Raw genomic sequence first — 13,798 nt, forward strand, 5'->3', positions numbered from 1 at the left:
GATTTTTCATGACAATAAGCCAAGATTTATTTAATCGTGCACAAACTTCAATTCCTGGTGGCGTAAATTCACCTGTACGTGCATTTAACGGTGTTGGTGGCACGCCACTATTTATTACCAAAGCCGAGGGTGCCTTTACCTTTGATGCAGATGGTAACCGTTATATCGATTATGTAGGTTCGTGGGGCCCGATGATCATGGGCCATAACCACCCAGCTATAAAGCAAGCTGTTCACGAAGCGGTAGAAAACGGTTTAAGTTATGGGGCGCCCACTGAAGCTGAAATTTTAATGGCCGAAAAAGTAAAAGCGCTTGTTCCCTCAATCGAAAAAGTACGTATGGTAAGCTCTGGTACCGAAGCAACAATGAGCGCCATTCGCTTAGCACGTGGCTATACAGGGCGTGATAAAATCCTTAAGTTTGAAGGTTGTTACCACGGCCATGCCGACTCATTATTAGTAAAAGCAGGCTCTGGCGCATTAACCATGGGTGTGCCAAATTCACCCGGTATCCCTGAGGATTTTGCAAAACACACGCTTACCGTATCGTTTAATAACCTTGATGAAGTAAAAGCTGTATTTGAAAAATACGCTGACGATATTGCCTGTATCATCGTTGAGCCAGTAGCGGGTAACATGAACTGTATTCCTCCTGTAGAAGGCTTTTTAGAAGGCTTGCGTGCAGTATGTGATGAGTACAAATCAGTGCTTATTTTTGACGAAGTAATGACCGGATTTCGTGTTGCATTAGGTGGCGCTCAGGCGTATTACAACATAAAACCTGACTTAACATGTTTAGGTAAAGTCATTGGCGGCGGCATGCCTGTTGGTGCCTTTGGCGGCAAAACCGAAATTATGGACTACATTGCGCCAGTAGGTCCGGTTTACCAAGCCGGTACTCTTTCTGGTAACCCTATTGCAATGGCTGCGGGTTTAAAATCGCTGGAGCTATTAAGTGAGCCAGGTTTGCACGAAAAGTTAGAAGCTATTTCTAAAGCTATTTGTGAAGGCTTTGAAGCATGCGCTCAAAAAGCTGGAATTCCTTTAACCACTAACTACGCAGGCGGTATGTATGGCTTTTTCTTCACTGATGCTGAAAAAGTAACCACTTATAAACAAGCTACAGAATGTGATTTAGAACGCTTTAAACGCTTTTTCCACTTAATGCTGGAAGAAGGCGTATACCTAGCACCTTCTGCATTTGAAGCAGGGTTTGTGTGTGCTGCGCACACAGAGCAAGAAGTACAAGCGACTATTGAAGCTGCAGAGCGCGCCTTCGCTAAGCTATAAGCATCCAATACATGTGTTAATAATGTGCGTTATTAACTCTAAAGTTAAAAAAAGCCCTTACGGGCTTTTTTTATTTGTGCGTATTGATAATTGAATGGTTTTTAGCCTTTATACGGTCTCACTTTCTAGACTCACTTTTACCCCACAAGAGAAACGTATGACGAGCTTAAGGCACTTAGCAGCACCTGCTATATCATTAATGGGCAACTTAAAATATAAAACTAAAATTGCTTTAGTTTTTGGTATTTTATTATTACCCCTTGCGCTTAGTTTGTTTTTTTTAGTCTCTTTATTAAGCGAGAGTATCAGCGTCTCTCAAATGCAAAAACAAGGTTTACTGGGCTACAGAGACATTCTTGCAAATCAAATGCAGGGTGAAACCTATAAAAATGTAAAAGTAGCTAAAGCACGTGGTTTTAATGTAAAAGATGAGCAAATGAATGACGTACTTGAGCTGGTTTCAATACAGTCTAATTTAGCCTTAGATAACCAACTTGCGAGTGCTTATGTTAATCGCGCATTAGCTACGCCTATACCTGCGCTTATCATGCAGATAAACGCGACAGCGCAAAGCGCTAATACTGTTCTTACTAATCAGCGTTTTACACCAGAGACTTTTATTGCGCTTTCAAACTTAAGTAAGTCGCTACCTTTGTACCAGCAGCAACTCGATAAAATACTTACAATTGCCACCACGGCCGATGCATCTGTAAATAAAGCACTGACGCCCTCTCTCACTAATTTACATAACGCCATAGCCGCTTTTAAAACAGCCATTGATAAAAAGCTGCTTGAACCAGATGATATACAGCTTACACAAAACGAATTTGCAGGGCTTACCAGCCAAGTGCTTAGTCGTATTAGCCAACTAATTGATAAAAGCATCCCTACCCTTGAATCGCTAATAAATGAAAAACTGAACACGCAACGCTTGACAAGAAACACTGTATTAGCTGCATCATTAATTAGTTTATTGATTGCATTTTACTTAATGGTTGGTTTTTATTTTGCGGTAGTTGATACCATTAATCGCTTTGCCGAAGCTGCGCAAAGAGCAGCAAATGGCGACTTAAATGCGGTTATCAACTCAAGTACTAATGATGAAATGGGTATTATTGCAGCGCGATATAACGCACTTCTTAATGCCTTTTCAAAACTTTTAGAGAATGTAAAAGCAAGTACTGTGGAGCTATGCGGCGCCACTAAATCGCTTTCACAGGCAAGCAGCCAAACGAGTAACGATGTTGAAAAACAGCAAATACGGGTAAACGCTATTCATGATGCACTAAGTAATATGGAGCAAAGTGCAGTGAGTGTAGAAGAGTCTGCTAATCAAGCGATGTTAACAGCACAAGATGCCGCGCAGCATGTAAAGCAAGGCTCTAACAACACCATGGAACTTGCCAAATACATGCAAGACCTTCAGGTTGAATTTGCCGAAAGCCAACAAGCCTTAGATAGACTAGCTCAAGATAGCCAAGAAATTAGTAAAGTAAGTAAAGGCATTAGCGAAATAGCCGATCAAACTAATTTATTAGCCCTAAACGCAGCAATAGAAGCCGCACGAGCCGGTGAACATGGCCGTGGTTTTGCAGTGGTAGCTGATGAAGTAAGAACCCTTGCACAGCGTACACAAACTCAAACGCAAGAAATTCACCAAATTATTAGCTCACTCCAACAAGCTTCTGACGATACACAACAAAAAATGCGCTCAAGTGTCCAGAAGATGGAACAATCGGTAAACGCCGCCACCGAAACAAACGATATTTTACAAAGTGCAGAGCAAAGTATGGGCGATATAAAACACCAAGGCGAGGAAATAGCACTGCGGGTTAAAGAGCAATCTAACGCAACCACCCAAGCATTAACTGATTCACAAGAAGTAAGTAACTTAGCAGATCAAACTCTTCTCTCTGCACAATCTACACTGCAAGACGCACAGCAACTTAGTCAGCTCTCTGATGACTTAACTAAATCAATGCAGTTTTTTAAATCTTGATAGGTAAGCTAAATATAATAAAACCGCTGAGTTAGCGGTTTTATCATTAAGGACTTTATTTTATTAGCGTATACACTGCGGCCTAGGTTCAAACTCACTGGCTCTTAGTGGTAACTGAATGACTTTTCCGCATCCGGGCGGTGCTTGTAAACCCGTTCTTTCATTGACGAAAGCCCATCTTATTGATGGCGGACGTGTATCTGCTATTGCTTCAGGGTTGAGCGGTTTTAAGTAACGAATATAAGCTTCTAACGCGCCCACACTACCGGTTAAACCGGTGCTTCTATTATCGTCTCTACCAAGCCATGCAACGGTCACTGTGTTTTGATCAAACCCTGCAAACCAGCTATCACGTAAATCATTACTAGTGCCTGTTTTCCCGGCAAGCTGAATTGATGGAAAGTGTAAGTTTAGACGCTTAGCGGTGCCGTCTTTTGTCACTCGCTTCATGGCATATTTAGTCATATATACTGCGTCTTTTGCAAAGCGCGGCTCAGACTTAACTTTATGCTTATACAAAACGTTACCTACCGAGTCTGTTAGCGCAGATACAGAAGTAAGCTCTCTATACTCGCCATCTGCTGCGATAGTTGTATAAAGCTGGGCAACCTCAAGGCTCGACATTTCTACAGCACCAAGTAGCAGCGAGGGGTATTCATCTATAATACCTTTTGCGCCTAATCCTTTGAGCGTATTTGCTACTTTATCAACACCTACATCTAGGCCTAAATTTACCGCAGGAATATTAATACTGTTACTAAAGGCTTTATAAAGTGGCAATGCGCCTCGGTATTGGTGATCAAAGTTCTCAGGTTGCCACACTTTACCCTGCTCATTTGTTACCTGCACAGGGGAGTCATCAAGTAATGTGGCTAAGTTATAATGTGGTAACTGCAGGGCTGTTAAGTACACCGCGGGTTTAACTAAAGAGCCAATATTTCGTTTAGTATCGAGCACTCGGTTGAAACCTGAGTAGCGAACATCGCGCCCCGACACTAAAGCCGACACACCGCCTTTTTCTACATTAACTGAGATCATGGCTGCTTCGAGTTTATCGGTGTTAGGGCGTTTTTCTAGATACGGTAAACTTTTTTGAATGGACTCTTCCATCGCCGTTTGTTTTTGCAAATCAAAGTAAGTAAATACACGCACACCGGCATCTAGTGTTTTTTGATCAGGTAATAACTGCTTAAGCTCACGGTTTACAAGTTCTAAAAAGCCAGGGTATGACTTTTGTAAACTTGCTTTCATAGGCGCTATATTAATTGGACGTTTAAGTGATGCACGATATTCTTTTGTAGTTAGTAGCTTGTTTTCAACCATTAAGCGCAGTACTAGATCGCGACGCTCCATAGTGCGCTCTTTATAGCGTCGAGGATTGTAATACGAAGGCCCTTTGACCATCGCCACCAGCAGCGCTATTTGGTCATATTCCAGCTCATCAACAGGCTTTGAAAAATAAAACTCAGAGGCCAAGCCCATGCCATGCACGCCTTGGTTATAAGACTGACCTAGGTAAACTTCATTCAAATAGGCTTCTAAAATCTGATCTTTTGAATAACGGTAATCTAGAATAAGCGCAATAAATGCCTCATTTATTTTTCGCACTAAAGAGCGCTCACGCGTTAGGTATATATTTTTTGCAAGCTGCTGCGTTAAGGTGCTACCACCTTGCACGGTACGCCCTGCTTTAATATTTGAATAAAGCGCGCGCAAAATAGAAAATACCGACACACCATGGTGCTGATAAAAATCCCGATCTTCTACCACTAATAACGTGTCTTTCAACATAGGCGGAAACTTATCAAGCGGTACAAACTCTCTATCTTGCTTTGAATCATTTCCAATTCGAGCTATTTGCACAGGCTCTAGGCGAGCGCTGTTTAGGCGCCTGCCAAATTTATCTTTAATGGTTGCTACCTTTTGCCCGGCAAAACGCAGCTCAATAATGTGCGATTCTTCAAGGCCATCATAAAATTCAAAATCGCGTCGGTAAATTTTTATGCTATCGGCTGTTTTTACAAACTGCCCCGTGCGGCTTAGCCTATTAACTGATGAATAATTTAGGCGCTCAAGCTCCCACACAACCTCTTGACTAGATAAAAACTGCCCTGGGTAAAACTCCATTGAGCGTGCGTATACTTGGGCAGGTAACTGCCATTTATTACCTTCAAATATACGTGTTGTTTTTGAATCTAAATAAATAAGATACATGGCCATAGCAATAAAAACAGCTAAGCTCAATTTCCAAAAAACAGACCATGTTTTTCGCATAAATGTGCGTTTAACAACAGTGTTTGACGTTTTTTTAGTCGTTTTTGATTTAGCTTTACGTGGCGAGCTGGTTGCTTTAGGTGCACGCTTAGGAGTGGTTTTACTACTGGGTGTTTTTTTGTTGTCAGCCATTTAAGTGTAATTTATTCCAAGGTTTATTCACGAGTGTGAGCTTAGCATATTGGGTATAGCCTAACACCTGAAAAGTTAACCTTCCCTGAAACGAAAAAAAGCCCTACCAAGGTAGGGCTTTGTGAACACAATGATTAATCTATTTAATATTAGTTACTGCGAACAGATACAAACTCAGGGTAAGCATCAACACCACAATCGTGTTGGTCCATACCGCTTAGCTCTTCTTCTTCGGTTACGCGAATACCCATAGTTTGCTTTAAAATAGCCCACACAATAAATGAAGCTACAAAAACAAAGGCTAAAATAGTCACTAAACCAATAAGCTGTGTTACAAAGTTTGCATCGCCGTTAGATACAGGGACTAACATAATACCTAACGCGCCACATACACCGTGAACAGAGATAGCACCTACTGGGTCATCAATCTTCGCTTTATCTAGAGCTACAATGCTAAATACAACCAGTGAGCCACCTAAAATACCTAGTAAACACGCCATTAATGGAGATGGTGAAAGTGGGTCTGCTGTAATAACAACTAAACCTGCTAATGCGCCGTTTAGTACCATAGTTAAATCAGCTTTACCCCACAACACTTTACATACAAACAGTGCAGCAATTGCACCCATTGCCGCTGCGGCATTGGTGTTAAGTAAAATTTGACCTACAGCTGTTGCATTTTCTTTATCTGAAAGAAGTAATTGCGAACCACCGTTAAAACCAAACCAACCCATCCATAAAATAAACGTACCTAATGTAGCAAGTGGTAGGTTAGAGCCTGGAATTGGGTAAATTTCACCGTTTTTACCGTATTTACCTTTACGAGCGCCAAGTAAAATAACACCTGCTAAAGCAGCTGCAGCACCAGCACCGTGAACAATGGCAGAGCCTGCAAAATCTACAAAACCCATTTCTGATAAGAAACCGCCGCCCCATGTCCAGTAACCTTCCATTGGGTAAATAAAGCCTGTTAAAACAACTGCAAATGCTAAGAAAGCAAATAACTTCATACGTTCAGCCACAGCACCCGATACAATCGACATAGCCGTTGCAACAAATACTACTTGGAAGAAAAAGTCAGATTCTAAAGAGTGGTCAGCATCGGCCGCTTGCGTGCCAATTAATGCGCCAATTGAAGGGATAATACCGCCTTCAGCGTTGTCTACATACATAATGTTGTAGCCAACTAATAAAAACATGGTACATGCGATAGAATACAGCGCCACGTTTTTAGTTAAAATTTCAGTGGTGTTTTTAGAGCGAACTAAACCCGCTTCTAACATGGCAAAACCTGCTGCCATCCACATTACTAATATACCCGACACCAGAAAATAAAAGGTGTCGAGTGAAAATTTGAGTTCTACAATTGTGTTTTCCATTAATCAGCCCCCTTAAATTGCTTCTTCATCAAGTTCGCCCGTACGAATACGCACAATTTGATCTAAGTCGTACACGAAAATTTTACCGTCACCAATTTTGCCTGTTGATGCAATTTTGGTAATTGCTTCAACTACGCGTTGGCAATTTTCAGTACGAGTAGCAATTTCAAGTTTGATCTTAGGAATAAAATCTACCTGATACTCTGCTCCACGATACAGCTCTGTATGGCCTCGTTGACGTCCAAAACCTTTAACATCAACTACGGTCATCCCTTCAATACCTAAATCAGCGAGCGCTTCACGCACATCATCTAATTTAAATGGTTTTATGATTGCACTAATCATTTTCATAGTGGCCCCCTCGGACGCTTTATTGTTATCCTGTTGGCTTACATAATCCAACCTTTGTGCCACTATTAAAAAACACTTAATATCAATAAGATAAGCATGAATAGTAAATTTAAAACAAAAAAAACGCACCATCAAGGTGCGCTTTTTTAACAACTTAGCTACATTGGTGCATCATCAAAAGTGACGCCCTACTAGCTTGTAATTAGTGTTATTTTTTATATTTACACAACACAGTTTCGGCCATTGTTTTTGGCTTCGTAAAGGGCCGCATCAGCGATGCGCATGGCTTGTGTTAAATCAGTGTTTTGAAAATCAGCAACACCAATACTGATGGTGATAGAAAACGGTTTTTCATCGATTAAAAATTCATGTTTAGCGAGTTTTTTTCTAAAGCCTTCTAAGTACTCTCGCCCACGCGCCGTGTCTATATCATCTAATATAATGGCAAACTCTTCGCCGCCCACCCGCGCAACGGTAAACTTAGAAAACGTAGTTTTAATTAACGTGGCTACCTGCTTTAGTGCCTGATCGCCCGCTTCGTGGCCTAAGGTGTCATTAATATTTTTAAAGAAATCTATATCGAGTAATGCAAGCGTGTTTTGCTGTTGTTTTTTTAATAGTTGCTCTGCATATTGGTAAAAATAACGGCGGTTATACATACCCGTTAAATAGTCTCTGTATGCACTTTCTTTAATATCCGCAATCAGTGACAACTGCTCCATTGTTTGCATAACACGACAGTGAAACTCTTCATTCATAAATGGCTTTGTTAAAAAGTCGTTGGCACCGTATTTAATAAACCGAGCCGATAACCCATGTTTACCTGCCCCCGAAAGCCCGATAATGGCCAAATCATCGCGCCCTCTAAAATTACGCACCGCTTTAACCAGTTCAAAGCCATCCATTAATGGCATCGCATAATCGGTCATGAGCAATTTTATATTAGGGTTACTTTTTATTATTTCGAGTGCTTGCTGACCATCTTGCGCATCGGTTACATCAAATAATTGCTTTTCTAACATTTGTTTCATTAAGGAGCGGCTTAGCATTGAATCATCAGCAACCAACGCCTTACAGCCTTGATTTCTCAGAAGCTGAGCTACTAACTTGATAGCGTAATGGTATGAATCGCGATTGTCTTTTATTACGTAATCAATAACACCAAGCTCTAGCATTTGTTGGCGCTTATATTCATCAATTTTTGAGGTAAGTACCACAGTAGGAATGGCGTGTGAAAGTGTGAATTTAGCGACCTCGCCATTAGGTGCATCGGGCAAAGTTAAATCAACTAAAGCCAGCGAGTATTTATGTTTCTCAATATAGTCTTGGCATTCATTTAATGACCAGGCAAAATCGACAGCGACATCTAAATATTGAGCCGATAAGTGGCGTAGCACCTGCTGCACTACTTTACTGTCTTCAACCACTAATACTCTTTGCATAAACTTCTCTTTAATCTTGTTATTTTACGTACTTAAACTTGCACTAAAGCGACAAGTTATGAAAAACATCCAATAAAGTTCTGTTTATGAAGCCAGTAAGTAGGCTAAGTCCATTAATCTAAGCGCAAGGCGTGTATTTAATTTAAATACAAAGTCGACCAAATATACTTGATTTTTTAGCTAAGCTAAACACGCTAAGATAAATTATCCCTAAATAAACAATGTCGGCGTGTATAAGCTTAGGCTTAACCAGTATTATCGACCATTAATCTCAATACTTTTGTTATTTGTGTGTTTTTTATTTTAAATAGCACCTAAACAAAAATAAGGAACGACAATGAAGCTTGTCCAATTAACTCGTTACACCTTAGCGCTTGCCATCGTATTGCTTAGCAGTACTGCAACAGCAGAAAACCAACGAAAAATAGACATTGATAGCCACGTAGTCACTAAGCATAAAGCTAAAATTAATGGTGAACGCTTTAGCTACACAGTTAAAACAGGCACTCAGCCGGTGTGGAATGATAATGGCGATGCCATTGCCACATTACAATATACCTATTACACACGAGATAAAGTCGATAACACCGCAGCTCGCCCATTACTGATATCGTTTAATGGCGGGCCTGGCTCTGCATCTGTATGGATGCACTTAGCCTATACTGGCCCACGCGTATTAAAAATTGATGACGAAGGCTACCCCATTCAGCCTTATGGCGTAAAAGATAACCCCTACTCAGTATTAGATGTAGCAGATATTGTTTATGTAAATCCGGTAAATACAGGTTATTCACGCGTAGTAGAAAACGCCAAAGGTGAAATGCTTTCGAAAGAGCAACAAAAAGAGCACTTTTTTGGTGTGAATGCCGACATAAAATACTTAGCTGAATGGCTAAATACCTTTGTTAACCGAAACGAGCGCTGGCGCTCACCTAAGTTTTTAATTGGAGAAAGCTACGGCACTACTCGTGTATCAGGCCTTGCCCATGAACTACAAAACAGTCAATGGATGTACATTAATGGGGTGGTATTAGTATCGCCGACCGATATTGGTATAAAACGCGACGGTCCTATAAAAGCGGCTAATCGCTTACCTTATTTTGCTGCAACTGCGTGGTATCACAAAGCACTGAATAAAAACTTGCAAGAAAAAGATCTCAATGAACTTTTACCCGAAGTAGAACAGTTCACTATTAATGAGCTTATTCCTGCCCTCGCTAAAGGTGGCTTTATCGATGCCGATAAAAAACGCCAAATAATAAAGAAAATGGCCGAATATGCAGGCCTTTCAGAGCAGTTTGTAGCGCAAAACAACTTAGATATTCCCACTCGATTTTTTTGGAAAGAACTTTTACGTGAGCGCGGACAAACTGTCGGACGTCTAGATTCGCGCTATTTAGGTATTGATAAACGCGATGCTGGCGAATCACCTGATTACTGGGCTGAGCTTACCTCTTGGCTGCACTCATTTACGCCTGCAATTAACTATTACCTGCGTGAAGAGCTCAACTATAAAACGGATGTAAAATACAACTTATTTGGCAATGTTCACCCATGGGATCGCAGTAAAAATAATACCGGCGAAAACTTACGTTTAGCGATGGCGCAAAACCCGTATTTAAACGTCATGATTCAAGCGGGTTACTACGATGGCGCAACAAATTACTTTGATGCTAAATACACGTTATGGCAGCTTGACCCTAGTGGAAAAATGAAAGACAGGTTAAGCTTTAAAGGGTACCGCAGCGGCCATATGATGTACCTAAGACATGAAGATCTTAAGCTTTCTAATAACGATTTACGCGACTTCATTTTAAGCTCCCTACCCGCTAAAGGGCAGGCCGCTAAATATTAATTAAAAGGGCCATTACATGAGGCATTAAGAAGATGCCTCATGTTTATTACAGTACACTTTTAACTGTGTAACCACTTCATTAAACCCTGTTTGTAGTGCAAATAATAACGCTTCATCGACCTTATTTTGCGCTGCTAAGCTTTCTATTTGCTGGCAAATGTCACTTAACTTTAACGCTGCAACCGATTTAGCAGATGACTTTAAACCATGCGCCTGAAAAGATAAATCGGCGTAATTTAAACTATGTGTATACGCTTCAATTAATTTAACTTGCTCATAAGCGGTTTGTAAAAACGCCTGAAAGACTAAACAATGTACATGCGTATCTTTTCCTAACATCGAAAACAATAAAGGCATATCTAATTGACTATACATAGAGCTTGCTTGCGCTGTAATTTGCAGCGGCTGTGTATGCGAAGGAACAACGCCTTGAGAGTGCTTCATTAACAGTGCTTTTAGGCTTTCAAGCTCTATCGGTTTAGTTAAAAAACCGTTCATCCCAGCGCTGTAACAATCCTGTATGTTTTTTTCCATTATATTGGCAGTAACAGCAATAATTATTAGCTCATTGAACTGTGTGTTTTTTCGGATTTTTTTAGCCAATTCAAGGCCATTTAACAACGGCATTTGAATATCGGTAAGTAGCATATCAAAACACTTATCTTGGAGCATTTGCCAGGCCTGTTCACCATTATTTGCAAACGTTGAATTAACACCAAGCATGGTCAGTTGCTGCTTTAAAACCTGCTGATTAGTCAGTTGATCTTCTGCCACCAGCACATTTAATACTGGGAGTTTACCTGTGGCGGAGTCTGCGGGCTCACTGCTGGGGTGATTTATCGGTTCATCAGCTTGTATAGTCGTTAAAGCGCTTTCTTTAAAACTATTAAAGCTAATGGTAAAACACGCGCCTTTATTTATTTGGCTATTTACTTGTAGCTGCCCTTGCATACGCTCTACAAGCTCTTTAGTAATAACTAAACCTATGCCTGTACCATGTGTTTTACTGGTCTCTGCCCCTAGTCTATCAAAGGGTTTAAAAAGCCTTAAAATATCATCTTCTGAAAAACCGCACCCTGTATCTTCAATATCAATATTACAGCGGCTTGAATCAGCAATCTCGCAGCGTATATCTATTTTACCTCGCACTTTGTTATATTTTATTGCGTTGGAAAGTAAATTAAGCAGTACCTGTTTAAAACGGCGCTTATCTACATATAAGTAAATACCTTCAAGGGAGTCAATATTGTGAGTATTTATAGTAACAAGCTCAACTCTGGCAAGTTCGCTCACCATTTCAATACTATGCTGTAGCATGTCTTTCACGGGGGCATATTCAAAATTAAACTGCATATTCCCCGATTCAATAGAAGTTAAATCTAGCACGTCGTTTATTAGTAAAAGTAAATGCTCACCAGCTTGGTAAATACTTTGCGCATTGTCTTTGTGTACCTCGGTTGCTTTACTGTCATATTGATAAAGCTGAGCTAACCCTAAAATAGCATTTAACGGCGTTCTAAGCTCATGGCTCATACTCGCCATAAAGTCAGACTTAGCCTTACTGGCCGACTCGGCTTGAATTCTCAGCGCGTTTACTTTTTGATGATTAGTAGCAACCTCACCGGCCATTTTATTAAATGCATTTATGACGCTGCCAATCTCATTTTTTTGCTGAACGCTAACGTGGCAATCAAAGTTCCCTTTAGCCAGTTTAGAAAATGCGACTTCGAGCGCCCGTAAAGGGCTGGTAATTCTATAATCGACCAACCAAGCTAAGCCAATAAAAAACACCACAAGTATAAAAAACTGAATATAAATTAATGTGTAATGTAGCTTGGCCGCTTCGTTTATTTCGTCTTCAAAATTAACGACTAACGTTATTTCAGCCAAAGGTTTATCTAAAAAAGCAATATGCTCATTTAACGTAACATTGCCCTGCTGCGCTAACAGCTGCCACTCATCTAATGGATATAACTGATTACCTGTAGTCGGCTCTACTACCCTAATTGCTTTCCAATTAGGGTTTGTATTAAGTTGCGCATCTATTTGCTCATACAGCTGTGCGTATTGACGAGTTAATAAAGGGGTTTTTATTGATGTCGATAGTTGCTGTAAAGAGCGCTGCGCTGCGCTAGAAAGGCCATCGTTTACCCACCTAGCTTGCTCTGGCAAAGCGTAAAAAATAAATAAGCATATTAATAAAAAGCCAAATGCCATTACTGCAATAAAGCTTTGAACCCTTAGGCTGCGCCACCAGTTAATTTTCAACATAAAACGAGCGTAAACCCCATTGCGTTAATTGTTTATAATCGTCAATGCTTGCTTTACTCGGGTTAATTATAGGAATACCCGCTAGTAAGTGTTTTTGTTTAGGGTCGCTCCCTATTTCTATAATTGCTTGTTGAACTTGCGCTTGTACCTGATTATTTACTCTAGGGTGAACCACAATGGGGTGGCGGCTAACCTTACGCGTTTTGTAAATAACTTTTAGCTTTTGCTGCAAGTTTTGAGGCTGTTGCTTTAATGTGCCCATTACCCCGCCGCCGGCAGGCGTTGCGTTAAGTGCCACATTTAAATAAACAGATGAGTGCGTTTGTACATACACAGGCTTTATTGTTAAGCCATACAATAGGGCAAGCTCCGCCCGCATTAATAAAGAAGCGCCTAATGCATTAGGCGCAGGAAAAGCAATTTCGGCGCCTTCAAGCTGCTTAACGTATTCAACATTACTGTTTTTATTGACCACTAATACGCCTTGCAAATGGCGCGCAGCATCTTTCACTATAGGTAAATAGCCTTGTTTGTCGTAAGCAATCACACTATGCCATGGGTTCATATAAGCAAAATCGTAATCGCCATCTGCAAACCCTTGCTCAAAAACCGGGATTGATTCCACGGTAACAAGCTTTAGTTGCACGCCTGTTTTTTCGGTTACTTTATTAAGAAAGGGCTGCCATATTGCAGTGAGTTTTTGAGGCTCATATTGCGGAACTACACCAAAAGTAAAGGTTTGAGCATAGACACCCATACTATTGAATAAAAAAAGCAAAACAACACTACACTTCATATTAGTCTTA

General features: G+C 40.5%; 9 protein-coding genes. 3 read left to right on the top strand and 6 right to left on the bottom strand.

Translation table 11 applies throughout. The annotated features are described in order from the left end of the window. Nucleotides 1–8 precede the first annotated feature (8 nt). On the top strand, nucleotides 9–1,289 hold the full coding sequence (hemL, locus tag NQT65_RS06245; protein ID WP_256850727.1) for a glutamate-1-semialdehyde 2,1-aminomutase: 1,281 nt from the start codon (nucleotides 9–11) through the stop codon (nucleotides 1,287–1,289). Nucleotides 1,290–1,446: 157 nt separating this feature from the next. Then, complete coding sequence (locus tag NQT65_RS06250) at nucleotides 1,447–3,288, top strand: methyl-accepting chemotaxis protein (RefSeq protein WP_256850728.1); 1,842 nt, start codon at nucleotides 1,447–1,449, stop codon at nucleotides 3,286–3,288. Between the two features lie 63 nt (nucleotides 3,289–3,351). Here the strand turns inward: NQT65_RS06250 and mrcB are convergent, their stop codons facing one another. The 4 genes from mrcB to NQT65_RS06270 form a co-directional block, all read right to left on the bottom strand. Further along, the gene (gene mrcB / locus NQT65_RS06255) at nucleotides 3,352–5,694 is read right to left on the bottom strand and encodes a penicillin-binding protein 1B (RefSeq protein WP_256850729.1); all 2,343 of its coding nucleotides are present in this window, start codon (nucleotides 5,692–5,694) and stop codon (nucleotides 3,352–3,354) included. Between the two features lie 149 nt (nucleotides 5,695–5,843). Next, nucleotides 5,844–7,073 (bottom strand): ammonium transporter AmtB, encoded by a 1,230-nt coding sequence (locus NQT65_RS06260; protein ID WP_004587161.1) that lies wholly within the window; start codon nucleotides 7,071–7,073, stop codon nucleotides 5,844–5,846. Between the two features lie 12 nt (nucleotides 7,074–7,085). After that, nucleotides 7,086–7,424 (bottom strand): P-II family nitrogen regulator, encoded by a 339-nt coding sequence (locus NQT65_RS06265; protein ID WP_004587162.1) that lies wholly within the window; start codon nucleotides 7,422–7,424, stop codon nucleotides 7,086–7,088. 221 nt (nucleotides 7,425–7,645) lie between these two features. Continuing rightward, a complete protein-coding gene (locus NQT65_RS06270) occupies nucleotides 7,646–8,866 on the bottom strand; it encodes a GGDEF domain-containing response regulator (RefSeq protein ID WP_138684414.1) in 1,221 nt (406 codons plus the stop codon). Between the two features lie 337 nt (nucleotides 8,867–9,203). On the opposite strand from NQT65_RS06270, the gene NQT65_RS06275 reads away from it, so the two are divergent. Next, the gene (locus NQT65_RS06275; RefSeq protein WP_126006216.1) at nucleotides 9,204–10,721 is read left to right on the top strand and encodes a S10 family peptidase; all 1,518 of its coding nucleotides are present in this window, start codon (nucleotides 9,204–9,206) and stop codon (nucleotides 10,719–10,721) included. A 24-nt stretch (nucleotides 10,722–10,745) separates the two neighbouring features. Here NQT65_RS06275 and NQT65_RS06280 read toward each other — a convergent pair whose 3' ends face one another. Next, the gene (locus NQT65_RS06280; RefSeq protein ID WP_256850730.1) at nucleotides 10,746–12,992 is read right to left on the bottom strand and encodes an ATP-binding protein; all 2,247 of its coding nucleotides are present in this window, start codon (nucleotides 12,990–12,992) and stop codon (nucleotides 10,746–10,748) included. Continuing rightward, nucleotides 12,979–13,788 carry a phosphate/phosphite/phosphonate ABC transporter substrate-binding protein gene (locus NQT65_RS06285; protein ID WP_256850731.1) on the bottom strand — a complete coding sequence of 270 codons (810 nt, stop codon included), beginning with the start codon at nucleotides 13,786–13,788 and terminating at the stop codon, nucleotides 12,979–12,981. Before NQT65_RS06285 ends, NQT65_RS06280 begins: the two co-directional genes overlap by 14 nt. Between the last annotated feature and the right edge of the window lie 10 nt (nucleotides 13,789–13,798).

Origin of the sequence: Pseudoalteromonas agarivorans (assembly GCF_024518735.1) — a bacterium.
GTDB lineage: Bacteria > Pseudomonadota > Gammaproteobacteria > Enterobacterales > Alteromonadaceae > Pseudoalteromonas > Pseudoalteromonas atlantica.

Coding starts and splice junctions, on each gene's coding strand:
- hemL (WP_256850727.1), top strand. CDS start 9: ATGACAATAAGCCAAGATTTATTTAATCGTGCACAAACTTCAATTCCT.
- NQT65_RS06250 (WP_256850728.1), top strand. CDS start 1,447: ATGACGAGCTTAAGGCACTTAGCAGCACCTGCTATATCATTAATGGGC.
- mrcB (WP_256850729.1), bottom strand. CDS start 5,694: ATGGCTGACAACAAAAAAACACCCAGTAGTAAAACCACTCCTAAGCGT.
- NQT65_RS06260 (WP_004587161.1), bottom strand. CDS start 7,073: ATGGAAAACACAATTGTAGAACTCAAATTTTCACTCGACACCTTTTAT.
- NQT65_RS06265 (WP_004587162.1), bottom strand. CDS start 7,424: ATGAAAATGATTAGTGCAATCATAAAACCATTTAAATTAGATGATGTG.
- NQT65_RS06270 (WP_138684414.1), bottom strand. CDS start 8,866: ATGCAAAGAGTATTAGTGGTTGAAGACAGTAAAGTAGTGCAGCAGGTG.
- NQT65_RS06275 (WP_126006216.1), top strand. CDS start 9,204: ATGAAGCTTGTCCAATTAACTCGTTACACCTTAGCGCTTGCCATCGTA.
- NQT65_RS06280 (WP_256850730.1), bottom strand. CDS start 12,992: ATGTTGAAAATTAACTGGTGGCGCAGCCTAAGGGTTCAAAGCTTTATT.
- NQT65_RS06285 (WP_256850731.1), bottom strand. CDS start 13,788: ATGAAGTGTAGTGTTGTTTTGCTTTTTTTATTCAATAGTATGGGTGTC.